This window comes from Bradyrhizobium genosp. P (genome assembly GCF_049949265.1).
GTDB lineage: Bacteria > Pseudomonadota > Alphaproteobacteria > Rhizobiales > Xanthobacteraceae > Bradyrhizobium.
Map to the genome: position 1 here is coordinate 6,695,325 of NZ_CP188195.1, position 17,263 is coordinate 6,712,587.

Below are 17,263 nucleotides of genomic sequence, written 5' to 3' on the forward strand. Positions count from 1 at the left end.
GACGCACGCCATGCGGGGCTGACGATGCTGAACTTTCTTGCCAAGCGGCTGGTCCAGATCGTCCCGACGCTGTTCTTCGTCTCGGTCCTGATCTTCTCGCTGCAGCATCTGCTGCCGGGCGATCCCGCGCTCGTGATGGCCGGTGAGGAACGCGACCCCGCGGTGATCGAGCAAATCCGTCATCAGTATCACCTCGATCAGCCGATACCGGTGCAATATGTCTACTGGATCAAGGGCGTGCTGTCGGGCGACTTCGGCGAGTCCTTGCGCAACAAGATGCCGGTGCTGAGCCTGATCGCGCAGAAGCTGCCGGTGACGATGCAGATCGCCGGCATGGCTATCGTGATCGCGTTCCTGATCGGCATCCCCGCCGGCATCATTTCGGCGGTGAAGAAAGGCACGGCCTGGGACTACGGCGCCAATCTGTTCGCGCTGTGGGGCATCTCGACGCCGAACTTCTGGCTCGGCATCATGCTGATCTTCCTGTTCTCGATCGAACTCGGCTGGTTGCCGGCCTCCGGCTACGTGCCGCTGACGGAGAATTGGCGCGCCAGCCTCGCCGCGTCGATCATGCCGGCCTTCGTGCTCGGCAACGCGATCGCGGCGGTCCTGATGCGGCATACCCGCAGCGCCATGCTGCAGGTGCTCGAAAGCGATTATGTCCGCACCGCGCGCGCCAAGGGTCTGTCCGAGCGCTCGGTGATCCTCAAGCACGCGATGCGCAATGCGCTGACCCCGATCATCACGCTCGGCGCGCTCGAACTCGGCACGCTGTTGTCGGGCGCGGTGCTGACCGAGCAGATCTTCTCGATCCCGGGCTTCGGCAAGCTGATCGTCGACGCCGTGTTCAACCGCGACTACGCCGTCGTGCAGGGCGTGGTGCTGACCACGGCGACGATCTACATCGCGCTCAATCTGATTGCCGACATCGCCTACGTCCTCGTCAACCCGCGGCTGAGGGGCTGACACCATGACCGGCACCGCCCTCGGCACGATCGCCCTCGCCGCAACAGAGGAGCTGGAGAGCCCGGCCCGGCGCGCCTGGCGGCGGCTGATGAAGCGCAAGGGCGCGGTCGCGGGTCTCATCGTGATCGCGATCTTCGCCCTGCTGGCGATCTCGGCGCCGCTGATCCTGCCCTACGATCCGATCGCAACGAGCTGGTCGCTGGTACGCAAGGCGCCGTCGATGCAGCACTGGTTCGGCACCGACGATCTCGGCCGCGATGTGCTGGCCCGCGTCGTGTTCGGCGCCCGCGCCTCGTTGCTTGCAGGCCTGATCTCGGTCGGCATCGCTCTCACAATCGGCGTCCCGCTCGGTCTGCTCGCGGGCTATCGCGGCGGCTTCATCGACGCGCTGATCGGCCGCATCACCGATGCGATGCTGGCTTGCCCGTTCCTGATCCTCGCGATCGCGCTCGCGGCCTTCCTCGGCCCGAGCCTCGGCAATGCGATGATCGCGATCGGCATTTCCGCAACGCCGGTCTTCATCCGCCTGACCCGCGGCCAGGTGATGGCCGTCAAGGTCGAGGACTATGTCGAGGCGGCGCGCGCCATGGGCAATCCGCGCTGGCGCATCGCGTTGTTCCACATCCTGCCGAACATCATGCCGGCGCTCCTGGTGCAGGCGACGCTCTCGATCGCGGCTGCGATCATCGCCGAGGCCGCGCTCTCCTTCCTCGGCCTTGGCCAGCAGCCGCCATTGCCGTCCTGGGGCAGCATGCTCAACGCCGCGCAGCGCTTCCTCACCAACGCGCCCTGGATGGCGATCTGGCCGGGGCTCGCGATCTTCCTGGTCGTGCTGTCGTTCAACCTGATCGGCGACGGCCTGCGCGACGCGCTGGACCCGAAGGCGCGGTAGGCACGCAGACTTTCACCGCGAGCGCCTATCGCTCCCCGTCATCCTGAGGAGTTGCGAAACAGCGTCTCGAAGGATGCACGGCCCCGCCGGTGGCCGTCGATCCTTCGAGGCTCGCCCAGCGGTGCAAGTGCACCGCAAGGCTCGCACCTCAGGATGACGGATTGGAGAGTGGCCGCCTCGACAGATCAAATCACCACTTCCCGGAGCACCCTGCGGCAATCCATCTCGTATTCGAGGTCGACCACCGGCGGGCGGGCGAAGTGCCAGGTCAGGCCTGAGCGCGTGGAGCCGCGGCGGACCAGTTCGTCGGCGATGACGGGATGGATGTCGTGCACAGTGTAGGCCTGCACATTGGCCGTCTCCTTCCAGGTGAAGCCAAATTCGGCAAGGCGGCGCTCCATCTCGCCTGTGGTGAAGCGAACCTTGTCCCGCCATCCGTCCGGGCTGAGGTCGCGATAGCGCACGATGCGCTCCGGATAGCTGCCGGCGCCGCCGCGTGCCTCCGCGCCGCCCGCGATCACGAAGGACGGCGATGCGTTCGCGTTCGGCCGCGTGAACGAGAACGCGTAGAACGACGGCTCCGACGGTGGATCGATCTCGAGACAGACATTGCTGCGCGCCACCGGATTGGTGGTGCCGTCGAACAGGCCCCATTCGGCGAGCGTCTTGACGTAATGCTGGTTGAAGGCGCGGAAGCCGTCTTCGGTGAAGGCGGCGGGCGAGCGCAATTCACAGGCGCAGAACGATGTCAGCGGTCGGCCGGCGCCCTGGATGATGGCCGCGATCCGCGCAAAGCCTTCGGCGAGCGGCATCAGCTGATCGAACCGCACCCGCTCGATCTCATAGCCGGGGCTCGCCTGCGCGCCGCTTGAATATTGGAAGACGGCGGGAATGAACCGGTAATTGCCAGCCGCGAAGTCGCTCACCATGTCTGTTCCTCCAGATCTTGCGAGCCGACGATATCATGGCAGAAAGAAAAGGCGGCAATGGCTTTCGCCACTGCCGCCTTTGCTGCGAGCATGAGCTTGGAGGGCTCAGGTCGGTTTCAGTGCGCCGTGACCACCGCCGCCGCCGAGATCGAAATCGGCGATCTGCTTGGCCCGCTCGGAGCCGGCCGCCGCCTGGTGGTCGGTCGCGATCGTCATGTAGACCGCCGGCAGCACGAACAGCGTAAACAGCGTGCCGATCGTCATGCCGGCGACGATAACGAGACCGATCGAGAAACGGCTGGCGGCGCCGGCGCCCGAGGCCGTCAGCAGCGGCAGCAGGCCGGTCACCATCGCCGCCGTCGTCATCAGGATCGGACGCAGACGGATGCGGGCAGCCATCTCGATCGCCGAACGGCGGTCCAGTCCCTCGTTGAGCTGCAGCTCGTTGGCGAATTCCACCATAAGAATGCCGTGCTTGGTGATCAGTCCGACCAGCGTCAGCAGGCCTACCTGGGTGTAGATGTTCATGGTCGCGACACCGAAGAACAACGGAATCAACGCCCCAACGATAGCCATCGGCACACTGATCATGATCACGCAAGGGTCACGCAAACTCTCGAACTGCGCGGCCAGCACCAGGAAGATGATAATCGCTGCGAATATACCGGTGACAAGCAGCTGACCGCCTTCGCGGACATATTGCCGGGAATCAGCGAGGAAGTCGTAGGTGAAGCCGGCCGGCAGCTTCTTGGCTTCGCCTGTCAGGAAGTCAACGGCCTGCCCCATCGAGACGCCCGGCATCGGGACGGCCTGGAAGGTCGACGAATTGAGCTGATTGTAATGGGTCAGCGCGTTCGGATCGACGCCGGTCTCGACCGAAACCACCGTCGACAGCCGCACCAGCTTTCCGGTCGCGGTCGGGACGTAGTAGTTGTCGAACGATTCCGGCGCGAGCCGGCTGACGCGAGGCACCTGCGGGATCACCTGATAGGAGCGTCCCTCCAGATTAAATCGGTTGACGTAGTTGCCGCCGAGCAGCGTCGCCAGCGCGCCGCCGACCGACTGCATGGTGATGCCGAGATCGCTCGCCTTGGAGCGGTCGACCTTGACGCGGACCACCGGCTGGTTGAAGTCGAGATCGCTATCGGTGACAATGAACAGGCCGCTCTTGCGCGCCGCATCCTTCAGCTTGTTCATCTGGTCGAACACTTGCTCGAACCCGGCCGTCGAGCTGATGACCATCTGGACCGGCAGACCGCCGGGTCCGCCGGGCAACGGCGGCAGGCTGAACGCGAACGCGCTGACGCCCTCGATCTTGGACAGTTCCGCCTGAACCAGCGGCTGTATCGCTTGCGCCGAACGCTTGCGCTCATCCCACGGCTTGAGCAGCATGCCCGCGAAGCCGCCCTGCGGACCGGTAATGCCATTCAGGATGAACCGCAGGTCGGTCTCGGGAAACTTCTGGAACTCCTTGTCCATCTTGTCGCCGTAGAAATCGATGTAGTCGATGTTGGCGTATTTCGGCGCCTTGGTCACCGCGAACACGATGCCCTGGTCTTCCTGCGGCGCCAGTTCGCTCTGGGTGTGCATGAAGAGAAAGCCCACGAGGCCAAAAATGGTCAGCGCGAACAGGGCCGTGATCGGGCGGTAGTCGAGCGAACGGTCGAGCTGGCGGCCATAGGCGCGCGTGATCGCGCCGAACACGCGGTTGACCAGCTTGGCAAAACGCCCCTCTTCCGTATTCTTGAGGAACACCGAGCACATCATCGGCGACAGCGTCAGTGCGATCACGCCCGACACGATCACCGAGCCGGCCAACGTGAAGGCGAATTCGCGGAACAGCGTCCCGGTCACGCCGCCTAGGAAGCCGATCGGTGCGTACACCGCCGCGAGCGTGATCGTCATGGAGACGACGGGGCCGACAATTTCGCGGGCGCCTTTCAGCGATGCCTGTACTGGTGGCAGGCCCTCCTCGAGATGGCGATGGATGTTCTCCACCACCACGATGGCGTCGTCGACCACGAGGCCGATCGCCAGCACCATCGCCAGCAGCGTCAGCAGGTTGAAGCTGAAGCCGGCGGCCAGCATCAGGATACAGACACCGATCAGCGACAGCGGAATGGTGACGACGGGGATGATCACTGACCGGAACGACGCCAGGAACAGGAAGATGACGACGACGACGATCAAGACTGCTTCCGAGAGTGTCTTCTCGACCTCGTCGATCGACGATTGAATGAACTTGGTGGAATCGTAGGCCACCTTCATCTTCATCGACGGCGGCAGGTTACGCTCGAGGCTGGGGAACAGTTCGCGCACACCCTTCACCAGGGTCAACGGGTTGCCCTGCGGCGTCGCCTTGATGCCGATGAAGATCGCATGCTCGCCGTTGAAGGCGACGCTGGCATCCGTGCTCTGCGCGGCAAGCTCTACGGTCGCGATGTCCTCGATGCGCACGAAGCCGCCGTCCTTCGACTTCACGATCATCCGCTTGAATTGATCGATATTCTGAAGGTCGGTGTTGGCCGAGACGTTGGAGACGATGAAGAAGCCCTTGGTCTGGCCGGCGGCCGCCTGGAAGTTGTTGGCGGCGATCGCGGCCGCCACGTCGTTGGGCGATACGCCACGCCCGGCCATCCGGGTCGGATCGAGCCAGACCCGCATCGCAAAGGTCTGGCCGCCCAGGATGTCGGCGGAGGCGACGCCATCGACGGTCGACAGCACCGGCTGCACGACGCGGGTCAGATAGTCCGAGATCGCCGATCCGGTCAGCTCTTCACTGGAGAAGCCGAGATACATCACCGCGATGGTGTCACCCGTTGCCTTGCTGACCACCGGGTCGAACGCTTCCTTCGGGATCAAATATTTCACCGAGTTGACCTTGGCGAGCACCTCGGTCAACGCCTGGTTCGGATCGTGATTGAGCTTGACGAAGACCTGGATCGTCGAGGTGCCGAGCACCGAGTTCGACGTCATGTAGTCGACGCCCTCGGCCGAGGCGACGGCCTGCTCGATCGGCGTGGTGATGAAGCCATTGATCAGTTCGGGCGACGCGCCGGGATACGAGGTGGTGATCGTCACGACGGTGTTCGACAGGTTCGGATATTGCCGGATCGGCAGCACCATCGCCGCGCGCAGGCCGATCAGGAGGATCAGCAGACTGACGACGACCGACAGCACCGGGCGCTTGATGAAAAGATCAGTGAAGGACATCGCCAACTCTATTCTTTGTTGTCTGCCATTCAAGGCAGCGCATGGCGGAGGGCCGCAATCGGCCCTCCTGATCTTAAGCGGATCGCGTCAGTAGCGCGGCGGCTCGGCCGGAATCGGCGGTGCCGGATCAGTCGAGATCGCGACCGGCATCCCCGACTGCAGCTTGATCTGGCCGACGGCGACGACCTGGTCGCCGGGCTTCAGACCCTTGAGGATCTCGACACGCCCTTCGACACGGTTGCCCGTCTTCACGAAGGTGCGCACCGCGGTCAGCGTCGTCTTGCCGTCATCGCCCTTCTTCTCGGTGATCAGGAACACCGAGTCGCCGTACAGCGTGTAGTCGACAGCCGTTTCCGGAACGGTGACGACCGCCGGCTTCTCGGGCAGCACGACCGTGGCGGTCGCGAACATGCCGGGCTTGAGGATGCTGTCGGGATTCTGGATCGTCGCCTGCACCCGAATGTTGCGGGTGTCGGTCGCGATCTGCGGCTCGATGGTCGTGATCTTGCCCTCGAAGGTCTTGCCCGGATAGGCATCGACCGCGATACGCACGATCTGGCCGGCCTTGACCTGCGAACTCTGCTTCTCGGTCACGGTCAGGTTCGCGTACAGCACCGACAGATCGGTCAGCGACACAATCTGGGTCCCGGCGGTCAGGTACTGGCCGACTTCGATCATACGCACGCCGAGGTCACCCTCGAACGGCGCGCGCACCAGCTTCTGCGAGATCAGTGCTTCGGTCTTGGCGATTCCCGCCTTGGCCTGATCGTAAGTCGCCTGTGCGGTGTCGACGGTCGATTGCGGCCCGAACTGGCGCGCCGCAAGTTGCTTGGCGCGGTCGAGCTGCTGCTCGCCGACAATCGCCTGCGCCTTGAAGCTGGCGAGGTCGCCTTGCTCCGGCGCATCGAACAGCTGCACGAGCGGCGTTCCCGCCTTCACATGGCTGCCGGCCATGAACAGGATGTCGGTGATACGGCCCGACACGTCGGTGGTGACGTTGACCTGATGCACGGCGACGAGATCGCCGACCGCGGTCAGCAGGTTCGGAATCACCTCGGACTTTGCCGTGGCCACGCTCACATTCGACGGCGGCGGCTTATTGTTGGCAAAGAACTGTGCGATCATATGGCTGCGGAAGGCATTGAAGCCGACCAGCCCGCCGACCAGCACCGCCAGCAGCAGCGCCACGATGATGAACCAGCGCACCATGCGGACGGGGCGCTTGGCCTGCTTTTCCCTGAGCGGTTGCCCTGCGATATGGCTTTCGGTCTGAATATTCATGTCATGCACTTTCTGCAGTTACCGACGGTCCCTGACTCGGTGACGGCTGGCGGCCCAAATGGGTAGCGATGGCGGCGTCGGTCAACCCGATACCGCGCAGGATAAATTGGCAAAGCTGCCGTTCGGCGGCGGCAGCATCGCCGTAGGCGAGACACGGTGTCGCAGGGAGCTGCGTCAGCGCCCCCATCAGCACGGTGTGATGAGCGAACCAGAACAAATTGAGCGGCTCTTCACCGATCTGCGAGGCGTCGCCCGCTGTGACCGCGCGCTCGATCGAAGCAGCGAAGGCCGGCCCGATCAGCTTGCCGACCTTGTCGTAGAGCAACCGCGCAAACTCGCCGTCGTCGAGATGGCTCGTCACCATCAGCCGCATCCGCTGCGCCTCTTCCTGATCCGGCGCGTCGCGAAGCTGCATGAAGTGACCCACCATGCCCTGCACCAGCTCGACCAGCGTCGCGGTGGAAGGCTCCTGGCCGAGCAGATGCGCGAGATCGGGATCCGCCTCGCACTCTTCGGCGAGGATTTCGGCGTACAGCGCAGCCTTCGACGGGAAGTGCTTGAACAACAGCCCTTCCGAAATGGCAGCCGCGGCCGCCACGCTCTTGGTCGTGGTGCCGGCAAAGCCGTTGCGGGCGAAACACCGCTTGGCGGCGCTCAGGATTAACTGACGCCGCAAGTCACTCGTCATGCGTAAGGTTGACATTTGGGATCGTGAGTAATCACTCACCTTAACGGATGTCAAGGTTCTACTGCACCGCGAAAGTCATTTTATATCGGAGTGTGTCCGAGAGACCCTCTGATCCGATTGACGGTGTAGGTCCCGTCGCGGCTCGACAGCACCCGCTCCAGATTGGCTCCGTCGATCTTCGCGCTGGCGAACCGGGGTCCCGTCGTAACGTCCTGCAAAAACGAAGCAAAAGCCTCGACCTCGGCCATCGTGCTGATCGCCCTGCTGTCCTTGATTCCGCAGGCTTTGGCAACCCCCACGAGGTCGGCATAAGCAGCAGTATGGCTGACCTGACCCCCGGTTTCGCCATAGGCCTCGTTGTCGAGCACGATGATCGAGAGATTGGCCGGCTTCTGCAGGCCGACGGTGGCAAGGCTACCCATGCCCATCAGCATCTCGCCGTCGCCGGTGATCACGACCACCGGCAGCGTCGGCTGCGCCAGCGCAAGCCCGAGCCCGATCATCACGGCGCCGCCCATGCCGCCCCACAGATAGAAGTTGCGGTCGTGGTCGCCGGCGGCAGCGATGTCGTAGGTCGAGGCGCCGAGGCCGCCGACGGCGATGGCGCCGTTGCGATCCCTAAGCAGTTGCGCAACGACGGCGCGGCGGTCGAGGAGGTTGGCTTTGCTCATTTGGTGAAGACCTTTGCCCCGATCAGGCGCTGCGACAGCAAAACGGCGGTCGGCGTGCAGGCGTTGTAGGCTTGCGCCGCACCGGCCTCGACGACCTCGCTGACCTCGCCGGGGTGCGAGGCACGCAGCACCTTGATTCCCGACAATTCGAACACCGCCTGGGTGCTCGAACCCATCGGCACCTGCCAGGGATTGAACTCACCCCATTCGCCGCGCATCGTAACCAGCGTCAGGAACGGCAAGCGGAAGATCTGCGTCAGCGACAGCATGTTGATGCAATTGCCGACCCCGCTCGACTGCATCAGCAGCACGCCGCGCTGGCCGCCGGCCCAGGCGCCCGCGAGCAGCGCAACCCCCTCCTCCTCGGTCGTCAGCGAGACGCCCCTCATCGACGACGAGCCCAGCACGCGCTCGATCAGCTCCGAGTGGCCGGCATCCGGCACATAGGGAACCTGGCGCACGTCGAAGCGCTGCAATATCGCAAAGATCTCCTCGGGCCAGGAGGCCGCAGTTTCGGCGCGGGCATGCATCGGCGTTTCCAGTCACAGATTGTTTGGCCGCGACTGTAGAGGGGCCGGCGCTTTTCATCAAAGCGCAAAACCGCATATGGCTCTGCGATTTCCTCACCGCATCGCGCCGCAGTGCAGGCTTGCGCACGCACCGCAAATTGTGTTGCGCGGCATCGGCAAGCGGCTTACGATAGTTGCAGGTGAAACTAATAAGGGTTGGAAACTCCGGCATGAACGGGCACGCGCGCGAGCTGGCTGACGGGTTCGATCTGGAACATCTGATGCCGGAATTTTACGCCAACCCCTACCCGACCTATCGTGCATTGCGAGAGAACGCGCCGGTCAAGCGCCTCCCGAACGGCTGCTATTTCCTGACCCGCTACGACGATCTGGTCACGGCCTACAAGAACACCAAGGCGTTCTGCTCGGACAAGAAGAAGGAGTTCCTGCCCAAATACGGCAACTCCCTGCTCTACGAGCACCACACCACAAGCCTCGTCTTCAACGATCCGCCTGCGCACACCCGCGTGCGGCGCCTGATCATGGGCGCGCTGTCGCCGCGCGCGATCGCCGGCATGGAGCCGGATCTGATCGCGCTGGTCGATTCCCTGCTCGACCGCATCGCCGCCAAGGACCGCTTCGAGCTGATCGGCGATTTCGCGTCAGCCATCCCGGTCGAGGTGATCGGCAACCTGCTCGACGTGCCGCACGACGAACGCGAGCCGTTGCGCGACTGGTCGCTGGCGATCCTCGGCGCGCTGGAGCCCGTGATCGGCAAGGAGGTGTTCGAGCGCGGCAACACCGCCGTAAAGGACTTCCTCGCCTATCTCGAAACACTGGTCGAACGCCGCCGCGCCAGGCCGGGCAATCCCGAACGCGATGTCCTGACGCGGCTGATCCAGGGCGAAGAGAATGGCGAACGCCTGACGGCAAAGGAGCTGCTGCACAATTGCATCTTCCTGCTCAATGCCGGCCACGAGACCACGACCAATCTGATCGGCAACGGGCTCGTGACGCTATTGAACTATCCGGAGCAGAAGACGCGCCTGATCGAGCAGCCCGACCTGATCAAGACCGCGGTTGAGGAAATGCTGCGCTATGAGAGCTCGAACCAGCTCGGCAACCGCATGGTAGTCGATGATCTCGAACTCGGCGGCGTGAAGCTGCCGCCGGGTACGCTGGTGACGCTGTGCATCGGCGCCGCCAACCGCGATCCCGCGCAATTCCCCGATGCCGAGAATTTCGACGTTGCGCGCGCGCCGAACCGCCATCTCGCCTTCGGCACCGGCGCGCATCAATGCGCAGGCATGGCGCTGGCGCGGCTCGAAGGCGCGGTCGCGATCTCGCGCTTCCTGGCACGCTTGCCAAACTACGTACTCGATGGCGAGCCGGTGCGCGGCGGCCGCGTCCGCTTCCGCGGCTTCCTCAGCGTACCGTGCCGGCGCGACGCGTGATCCGATGAGCATCGCGCAACTCCGCGAGCGCTGGGGTGACTCGCTGCTGACGGTCCTGACCGCGCTGATCCTGGTCATGATGTTCGTGGTGGCGCCGCTGCAGGCGCTCGGGTTGTTCGAGTTCCAGATCTTCGAGCTGTTGCTGGCGCTGTTCCTGGTCGGCGGCGTGTTCCTGATGTCGGGCAGCGCGCTCGCCGTCGGCGCGATGCTGGTCGCGCTTGTCATGATCGTGGTCGGCGCCGTCCTGCGGCTGCGTTCGCCATCGATCCTCGATCTCAATTTGTTCGCCGGCTCCTGGCTGATCGTCGGCGTCACCATGGCGGTCACGGTGGCGCGCGCGACGTTCGCGCCCGGACGCGTCACCTATCATCGCGTGATCGGCGCCGTCCTGCTCTACCTCACAGTCGCGGTGATCTTCGCGGCGCTCTACACCTTCATTGGCACGCTGGTGCCGACAGCCTTTTCCGGCATGAAGGTGCAGGACAGCCCGACGCTCGCAAGCCAGCTGATCTATTTCTCATTCGCCACGATGACGACCACCGGCTATGGCGACGTCGCGCCGCTGCACCCGATTGCGCGCAGCCTGTGCAATCTCGAGGCGATCTTCGGTCAGCTCTATCCCGCGACGCTGCTGGCGCGGCTGGTCACGCTGGAGATCGCGCATCGGGATCAGGAGTGACGCGCGAGGATCAAGCGAATTTTGCCGGCACCCGCACTTTAAGTCCGGTGGACCGCCCCCAGATCAGATAGAGTGCGATCAGGCCTCCACTGGTGCCGGCCCGCTAACTACTGGAGCGACGAAACATGCGTCCGCCAGTCACCGATTTCATTGCAAGGGAAACGCAGTTCGGCGCCCAGAACTACGCGCCGCTCGGCGTCGTGCTGTCGCGCGGCGAAGGCGTCTGGGTTTGGGATACCGATGGCAACCGCTATCTCGATTGCCTGTCCGCCTACTCGGCAGTCAATCAGGGCCACTGCCATCCAAAAATCCTCGCCGCCATGGTGGCGCAGGCGGGCCGGCTGACGCTAACCTCGCGCGCCTTCCACAACGACCAGCTCGCCCCATTCTACGAGGAGCTCGCCGAGCTGACTGGCTCCCACAAGGTGCTGCCGATGAACAGCGGCGCCGAGGCGGTGGAGAGCGCGATCAAGTCGGTGCGCAAATGGGGCTATGAGGTCAAGGGCGTGCCAGACGGCGAGGCCGAGATCATCGTCTGCGCCGACAATTTCCACGGACGCACGCTCGCGATTATCGGCTTCAGCACCGATCCGGCGAGCCGCGCCGATTTCGGACCGTTCGCGCCGGGCTTCAGGATCATCCCGTTCGGCGACGCCAAGGCGCTGGAAGACGCGATCACGCCGAACACCGTTGCGTTTCTGGTCGAGCCGATCCAGGGCGAAGCCGGCGTCATCATTCCGCCGTCGGGCTATTTCACCCGAGTCCGCGAGCTCTGCACCAACCATGACGTGATGCTGATCCTCGATGAGATCCAGACCGGACTTGGCCGCACCGGCAAGCTGCTGGCGGAGCAGCATGAGGGCATCGAAGCCGACGTGACGCTGCTTGGCAAGGCGCTGTCCGGCGGCTTCTATCCGGTCTCCGCGGTGCTTTCGAACAACGAAGTCCTCGGCACGCTGAAACCCGGCCAGCACGGCTCGACCTTCGGCGGCAATCCGCTCGCCTGCGCGGTGGCACGCGCGGCGCTGCGCGCGCTGGTCGACGAAGGGATGATCGAGAACGCCGCCACCGAAGGCGCGCGCTTCCTCGAGGGCCTGCGCAACATCCGCGCAAACACGGTCCGCGAGGTGCGCGGACGCGGGCTGATGCTCGCCGTCGAGCTTCACCCCGAGGCCGGTCCCGCCCGCCGCTACTGCGAGGCGCTGCGGGGGAGCGGTATCCTTGCCAAGGACACCCACGATCACACCATCCGCATCGCCCCGCCGCTGGTGATTACGCACGATCAAGTCGACTGGGCGCTGGAGCGGATCGACGCCGCGTTGAAGCAGGATTTCTCGTGATGGTGGCGCGTATTCAAACCACTGTCCGGTGCCGCTCGATGCAGGTGCGCAACACGTCATCCATCGACCGGCCCCACCAATCGTTGGAAAAAATCTCGATCTCCGAATAGCCGGCAAAGCCCTGCGCCTCGACGGCGGATCGCACCGATTTGATGTCGATGACGCCGTCGCCCATCATGCCGCGGTCGTTGAGGATGTCCCTGGTCGGCACCAGCCAGTCGCAGACATGGAACGCGAGCAGGCGATCCGCGGCCGCGCGCGCGATCTGGGCGTTCAGCTCCGGATCCCACCAGATGTGATAGACGTCGAGCGCGACGCCGATCGCGCCGGTCCTTTCGGGGTCGAGCGCGTCGCAGATGTCGAGCGCGTGCTTGGTCGTGTTGACGCAGGCGCGGTCCGCGGCATAGGCCGGATGCAGCGGCTCGATCGCGAGCGGCAATTTTGCCTGCGTCGCATATTCCAGCATCTCGGCGATGCCGTCATGCACCTGCGTCCGCGCCGCCGCGATGTCCTTGGTGACAGCGCTGCCCGGCCGCGAATATTGCGGCAGGCCGCCGACCACGAGCACGATGCAGGGCGCACCGAGCGCCTTGGCCTCGTCGACCGCACGGCGGTTGTCGTCGCGCGCTTCGCTGCGATGGGCGCTATCGGCCGTGAACATGCCGCCGCGGCAATAGCCTGACAGTTCGAGCCCGGCGTCCTTCACCGCGCGGACCGCGCGCTCGAGGCCAACGGCAGCGACCTGGTCGCGCCACGGATCGATGGCGCGGATGCCGTGACGGGCGCAGGCCTCGATGATTTGGACGAGATCGCCCTGCTTGCGAATGGTGGCCGTGTTCAGCGATAGCCAGTCGTGATCGTTGGAAAAGTCGCGCATTAGGCCTCGACGCCGCGGGTGGCAAGGATCGTCGTCATGCGGCGCGTCGCGGCTTCCGGATTGGCGAGCAGTCCGGCCTTGTCGGCGAGACGGAACAACTCGGCCAGATGTAGCGTTGAGCGCGCGCTTTCCTGGCCCCCGACCATCGTAAAGTGATCCTGGTGGCCATTGAGATAGGCCATGAACACGATGCCGGTCTTGTAGAACCTCGTCGGCGCCTTGAAGATGTGGCGCGACAGCGGCACCGTCGGGCCGAGCACGTCGTGGAAACCGGTCTCGTCGCCGGCCGCGAGCCGCGACAGCGCGTAGGATGCCGCGGGCGCGATTGCATCGAAAATGCCGAGCAGCGCGTGTGAAAATCCCCGGTCGTCGCCGGCGATCAGTTCGGCATAGTTGAAGTCGTCGCCGGTGTACATTTTCACGCCTGCGTCGAGCCGCCGCCGCATGTCGATCTCGCGCTGCTTGTCGAGCAACGAGACTTTTACGCCGTCGACCTTGGCCGCATTGGCGTTGATGATCGCAACGGCCGTGTCCATCGCCTTGTCGAGATCGGCGGTGCCCCAATAACCCCTGAGCGCCGGATCGAACATATCGCCAAGCCAGTGGATGATCACGGGCTCGCGGACCTGCGCCAGCACCCGGTCATAGACCCTGGCGTAGTCCTCCGCATTCTTCCCGAGCTTGGCCAGCGCCCGCGACGCCATCAGGATGATGCGGCCACCGGCCTTCTCGACGGCGGCGACCTGCTCCTCGTAGGCCTGGATCACGTCGTCGATCGACTTGGCGTCTTCCACCGCGAGGTGATCGGTGCCCGCGCCGGAGAACACGAGCGCTTTGCCCTTCGCTTTCGCAGCCTTCACCGAACGCTGGATCAGCTCCAGCGACGTCGGCCAGTCGAGCCCCATGCCGCGCTGCGCGGTGTCCATCGCTTCGGCGACGCCGAGGCCGAGGTCCCAGATATGCTCGCGGAATGCGATCGTGCGGTCCCAGTCGATCGCAGCCGTGAGCCACGGATCGACGTCGGCGCTGACATCGGCCACCACATGCGCCGCGGAAAACGCGACGCGATTCAGCGTGCCTTCAAGTTTCGCCGGAAAAATCCGCGACGCCGCAAGGCGATAGGTCTCGAGGCCCCCATCGGCTGTCGGCAGCTTCAACGAGAGAGATGACATCGGCAGGACCGGCTTGTTCATGATGATCGCCCTTCCTCAGACCACGATCGGCGCGACGTCGATCCAGCGCCGCTCCTTCCAGCTCTTCAACGCGCATTCGGCGAGTTGCACGCCTTTGGCGCCTTCGAGCAGCGTATACTTGTACGGCGCGTCCTCGCAGACATGGCGGATGAACATCTCCCACTGCTCCTTGAAGCCGTTGTCGTAGACGACGTTCTCTGGGACTTTCTGCCAGTCCCCATAGAAATCATGCAGCCGTTTCTCGTCCGGATTCCACACCGGACGCGGCGTCGCCTGGCGCGCCTGGATCACGCAATCGGTCAGCCCGGCAACCGCCGAGCCGTGGGTACCGTCGACCTGGAAGGTGACGAGGTCGTCGCGATAGACCCGCGTCACCCAGCTCATGTTGATATGCGCGATCACGCCGCCCTTGAGCTTGAAGGTCGCATAGGCGGAATCATCCGCCGTCGCCGTGTAGGGCTTGCCCTGCTCGTCATAACGCTCGGGGATATCGGTGTTGCCGATGCAGACCACGCTCTCGACCTCGCCGAACAGATTGTCGAGCACGTAGCGCCAGTGGCAGACCATGTCCAGGATGATGCCGCCGCCGTCCTCGGTGCGGTAGTTCCACGATGGCCGCTGTGCCTCCTGCCAGCCGCCTTCGAACACCCAGTAGCCGAACTCGCCGCGCACCGAGAGCATGCGGCCGAAGAAGCCGGAGTCACGCAGGAAGGCGAGCTTCTTCAGGCCGGGCAGGAACAGCTTGTCCTGCACCGTGCCATGCTTGAGACCTTTTGAATTGGCGAGCTTTACGACTGCGACCGCCTCTTCCAGATTGGTCGCGATCGGCTTCTCGCAATAGACGTGCTTGCCGGCATTGATCGCCCTGGTCAGGAGCGAGGGCCGCGCCTGCGTGGTCGCGGCATCAAAGAACACGGTGTCGCCCTTGTCCGCCAGCGCCCGGTCGAGGTCGGTGGTGTGGCGCTCGATGTTGAAGCGTTCGGCAAGGCTCGCGACCTTCTCGGCATCGCGGCCGACCAGGATCGGATCGGGCATGATGCGGTCACCGTTCCCGAGCAGCACGCCGCCCTGGTCACGGATCGCGACGATCGAGCGGACCAGATGCTGGTTGAGCCCCATCCGGCCAGTGACGCCGTTCATGATCAGGCCGAGGCGTTTGGTCGTCATAGTGCTTGCTCCTGCAAAACAAATGGTGGTGGCCGCTTGAGCGGCTGCATGGTGGACCAGTCCGGATGAACGGAACTGGCAAAGCCCGGCGCGATCAGCGATCCCGTCACGAGATCGCCGTCATGGATCGCGAGGCGGACCTTGCCGCCGGCGCGCGTGTAGAGATCGGGATGTGCGGCGAGGAAAGCGTCAGCCTCGCTCTCCGGCGTCTCGGCAAAGCCGTCGACATAATGATGCCCGTTGCGCTCGGCATGGGTGACACCGATCAGCGCGCCGAGCGCGAGATCCTGCTGCACGGCAAGCCCGGCCTGGCAGGTCAGATCCTCACCGCTGATGAAATACTTGCCGCCATCCGCGCTCCACGCCGCGGCACGGGCCGCGTTGACGATCGACTTGTAGAGGCCCTTGCAGGATTTCGAGGAGATGCCGCGATAACCGAGCGAGCGCGCCGCGGGGAACGCGTCGTAGGAGTCGTCTGCCTCGTCGATAATGAAGTTACGCGCGGCGAGCGGCCCGAGCGGCGAGGTTTTGGTGATGTCGCGCGGCATCGGCTGTTCGATATAGAGCAGGTGTGAGGCGATCGTCGCGAGCGCGGAGTCATGGTCGAGCCGATCAACCAGCGCGTTGAGCGCCGCGAGATCGGCATATTGTTCGTTGGCGTCGAGCGTTACCTTGGTCGGGTAAGGCAGCCTCGCAAGCTCATTGCCGATCCGCACCAGCCGCGCCGCATCATGCGCGGGATCGCCGTTCAGCTTCAGCTTGAAATAGCGCGCCCCGGCGTTTTCCCCGGAATCGGCGACACCACCCTTGCCTTCGATCCGGTCGTCCATGCCGACCGTATGCCTGATGGCAACGCGATCGAGCCGCTTGCGGGTCGCGAGGAAGTGCGCAATGGCGGCGGCGTCGAGATCGGGCGTCAGCCGTGCGTCGAGCCCTGCGATATTCTGCGCCATGCCGTCGAAGACATTCACGCCGGCCGCGCGCAACAGCGCATCCAGGATCGCCTTGTCGATCTCCGCCGGGCCAAGCGCCGCGGCGAGCGGCGGGATGTCTTCCCTGGCGCAGGCCGCGACTTGCGCCCGGCTGCACGCGGCGTGCAGGCCGAATGCGGTGTCAAATCCCCTGTTCGCCAGATAGAGCTCGCGCGCGATCAGCAGCGAGCGGCGCAGTTCGTCGATCGTCTCCTCAGGCGTCAGCTCGGGCCGCTTGTCGAACCATTTGGGCGCCAACAATTCGGCGCTGCCACCGGTCGCACCGCCCTTGCCCTCCACCTCGATCTCGACCCGCACGAACACCTGCGTTGCCGCACTCATCGTAACAGCGCCAAAGCGGAACGGCCGGGCGAAGGCGACCGGGCGCTCGAAGAAGGCGATATCCCTGACAGCGAGGCGAAGCGGCATCGGA

15 protein-coding genes are annotated in these 17,263 nt (G+C 64.4%); 5 read left to right on the forward strand and 10 right to left on the reverse strand.

Features of this window, described 5'->3' with window-relative positions; all coding sequences use genetic code 11:
• Positions 1-24: 24 nt before the first annotated feature.
• Both ACP2YO_RS32145 and ACP2YO_RS32150 read left to right on the forward strand, forming a co-directional pair.
• A complete protein-coding gene (locus ACP2YO_RS32145; RefSeq protein ID WP_426435152.1) occupies positions 25-966 on the forward strand; it encodes an ABC transporter permease in 942 nt (313 codons plus the stop codon).
• A 4-nt stretch (positions 967-970) separates the two neighbouring features.
• Complete coding sequence (locus ACP2YO_RS32150) at positions 971-1,858, forward strand: ABC transporter permease (protein ID WP_426435153.1); 888 nt, start codon at positions 971-973, stop codon at positions 1,856-1,858.
• Positions 1,859-2,043: 185 nt separating this feature from the next.
• On the opposite strand, the gene cnbZ is transcribed toward ACP2YO_RS32150, so the two are convergent.
• The 6 genes from cnbZ to ACP2YO_RS32180 all read right to left on the reverse strand — a co-directional run bounded on the left by cnbZ (position 2,044) and on the right by ACP2YO_RS32180 (position 9,170).
• Positions 2,044-2,787 (reverse strand): 2-amino-5-chloromuconate deaminase CnbZ, encoded by a 744-nt coding sequence (cnbZ, locus tag ACP2YO_RS32155; protein WP_426435154.1) that lies wholly within the window; start codon positions 2,785-2,787, stop codon positions 2,044-2,046.
• Between the two features lie 105 nt (positions 2,788-2,892).
• Entirely contained in the window at positions 2,893-6,000 is a 3,108-nt protein-coding gene (locus tag ACP2YO_RS32160; protein ID WP_426435155.1) for an efflux RND transporter permease subunit, read from the reverse strand.
• A gap of 87 nt (positions 6,001-6,087) precedes the next feature.
• Positions 6,088-7,281, reverse strand: a complete 1,194-nt coding sequence (locus ACP2YO_RS32165; protein WP_426435156.1) for an efflux RND transporter periplasmic adaptor subunit — start codon at positions 7,279-7,281, stop codon at positions 6,088-6,090.
• A gap of 1 nt (position 7,282) precedes the next feature.
• The gene (locus ACP2YO_RS32170) at positions 7,283-7,984 is read right to left on the reverse strand and encodes a TetR/AcrR family transcriptional regulator (protein WP_426435157.1); all 702 of its coding nucleotides are present in this window, start codon (positions 7,982-7,984) and stop codon (positions 7,283-7,285) included.
• A 65-nt stretch (positions 7,985-8,049) separates the two neighbouring features.
• Positions 8,050-8,640: a thiamine pyrophosphate-dependent enzyme gene (locus ACP2YO_RS32175; protein WP_426435158.1), complete on the reverse strand. Its 591-nt coding sequence runs from the start codon at positions 8,638-8,640 to the stop codon at positions 8,050-8,052.
• Entirely contained in the window at positions 8,637-9,170 is a 534-nt protein-coding gene (locus ACP2YO_RS32180) for a phosphonopyruvate decarboxylase (RefSeq protein WP_426435159.1), read from the reverse strand. The genes ACP2YO_RS32175 and ACP2YO_RS32180 overlap by 4 nt, the downstream gene beginning before the upstream one ends.
• A 209-nt stretch (positions 9,171-9,379) precedes the next feature.
• On the opposite strand from ACP2YO_RS32180, the gene ACP2YO_RS32185 reads away from it, so the two are divergent.
• The 3 genes from ACP2YO_RS32185 to rocD all read left to right on the forward strand — a co-directional run bounded on the left by ACP2YO_RS32185 (position 9,380) and on the right by rocD (position 12,622).
• Positions 9,380-10,603: a cytochrome P450 gene (locus ACP2YO_RS32185; protein WP_426435160.1), complete on the forward strand. Its 1,224-nt coding sequence runs from the start codon at positions 9,380-9,382 to the stop codon at positions 10,601-10,603.
• A 4-nt stretch (positions 10,604-10,607) separates the two neighbouring features.
• Positions 10,608-11,282 (forward strand): ion channel, encoded by a 675-nt coding sequence (locus ACP2YO_RS32190; protein ID WP_426435161.1) that lies wholly within the window; start codon positions 10,608-10,610, stop codon positions 11,280-11,282.
• A 125-nt stretch (positions 11,283-11,407) separates the two neighbouring features.
• Entirely contained in the window at positions 11,408-12,622 is a 1,215-nt protein-coding gene (gene rocD, locus ACP2YO_RS32195; RefSeq protein WP_426435162.1) for an ornithine--oxo-acid transaminase, read from the forward strand.
• Positions 12,623-12,635: 13 nt separating this feature from the next.
• On the opposite strand, the gene ACP2YO_RS32200 is transcribed toward rocD, so the two are convergent.
• The 4 genes from ACP2YO_RS32200 to ACP2YO_RS32215 are packed head-to-tail and all read right to left on the reverse strand — an operon-like array spanning position 12,636 to position 17,259.
• Positions 12,636-13,499 (reverse strand): sugar phosphate isomerase/epimerase family protein, encoded by an 864-nt coding sequence (locus tag ACP2YO_RS32200; RefSeq protein ID WP_426435163.1) that lies wholly within the window; start codon positions 13,497-13,499, stop codon positions 12,636-12,638.
• Entirely contained in the window at positions 13,499-14,692 is a 1,194-nt protein-coding gene (locus ACP2YO_RS32205) for a dihydrodipicolinate synthase family protein (protein WP_426435164.1), read from the reverse strand. The genes ACP2YO_RS32200 and ACP2YO_RS32205 overlap by 1 nt, the downstream gene beginning before the upstream one ends.
• A gap of 15 nt (positions 14,693-14,707) precedes the next feature.
• Positions 14,708-15,859 carry a Gfo/Idh/MocA family protein gene (locus ACP2YO_RS32210; protein WP_426435165.1) on the reverse strand — a complete coding sequence of 384 codons (1,152 nt, stop codon included), beginning with the start codon at positions 15,857-15,859 and terminating at the stop codon, positions 14,708-14,710.
• A complete protein-coding gene (locus ACP2YO_RS32215; protein WP_426435166.1) occupies positions 15,856-17,259 on the reverse strand; it encodes a hypothetical protein in 1,404 nt (467 codons plus the stop codon). The genes ACP2YO_RS32210 and ACP2YO_RS32215 overlap by 4 nt, the downstream gene beginning before the upstream one ends.
• Between the last annotated feature and the right edge of the window lie 4 nt (positions 17,260-17,263).

Excerpts from the sequence above, each read along its gene's own strand:
- ACP2YO_RS32145 (WP_426435152.1), top strand. The coding sequence starts at position 25 with ATGCTGAACTTTCTTGCCAAGCGGCTGGTCCAGATCGTCCCGACGCTG.
- ACP2YO_RS32150 (WP_426435153.1), top strand. The coding sequence starts at position 971 with ATGACCGGCACCGCCCTCGGCACGATCGCCCTCGCCGCAACAGAGGAG.
- cnbZ (WP_426435154.1), bottom strand. The coding sequence starts at position 2,787 with ATGGTGAGCGACTTCGCGGCTGGCAATTACCGGTTCATTCCCGCCGTC.
- ACP2YO_RS32160 (WP_426435155.1), bottom strand. The coding sequence starts at position 6,000 with ATGTCCTTCACTGATCTTTTCATCAAGCGCCCGGTGCTGTCGGTCGTC.
- ACP2YO_RS32165 (WP_426435156.1), bottom strand. The coding sequence starts at position 7,281 with ATGAATATTCAGACCGAAAGCCATATCGCAGGGCAACCGCTCAGGGAA.
- ACP2YO_RS32170 (WP_426435157.1), bottom strand. The coding sequence starts at position 7,984 with ATGTCAACCTTACGCATGACGAGTGACTTGCGGCGTCAGTTAATCCTG.
- ACP2YO_RS32175 (WP_426435158.1), bottom strand. The coding sequence starts at position 8,640 with ATGAGCAAAGCCAACCTCCTCGACCGCCGCGCCGTCGTTGCGCAACTG.
- ACP2YO_RS32180 (WP_426435159.1), bottom strand. The coding sequence starts at position 9,170 with ATGCATGCCCGCGCCGAAACTGCGGCCTCCTGGCCCGAGGAGATCTTT.
- ACP2YO_RS32185 (WP_426435160.1), top strand. The coding sequence starts at position 9,380 with ATGAACGGGCACGCGCGCGAGCTGGCTGACGGGTTCGATCTGGAACAT.
- ACP2YO_RS32190 (WP_426435161.1), top strand. The coding sequence starts at position 10,608 with ATGAGCATCGCGCAACTCCGCGAGCGCTGGGGTGACTCGCTGCTGACG.
- rocD (WP_426435162.1), top strand. The coding sequence starts at position 11,408 with ATGCGTCCGCCAGTCACCGATTTCATTGCAAGGGAAACGCAGTTCGGC.
- ACP2YO_RS32200 (WP_426435163.1), bottom strand. The coding sequence starts at position 13,499 with ATGCGCGACTTTTCCAACGATCACGACTGGCTATCGCTGAACACGGCC.
- ACP2YO_RS32205 (WP_426435164.1), bottom strand. The coding sequence starts at position 14,692 with ATGAACAAGCCGGTCCTGCCGATGTCATCTCTCTCGTTGAAGCTGCCG.
- ACP2YO_RS32210 (WP_426435165.1), bottom strand. The coding sequence starts at position 15,859 with ATGACGACCAAACGCCTCGGCCTGATCATGAACGGCGTCACTGGCCGG.
- ACP2YO_RS32215 (WP_426435166.1), bottom strand. The coding sequence starts at position 17,259 with ATGCCGCTTCGCCTCGCTGTCAGGGATATCGCCTTCTTCGAGCGCCCG.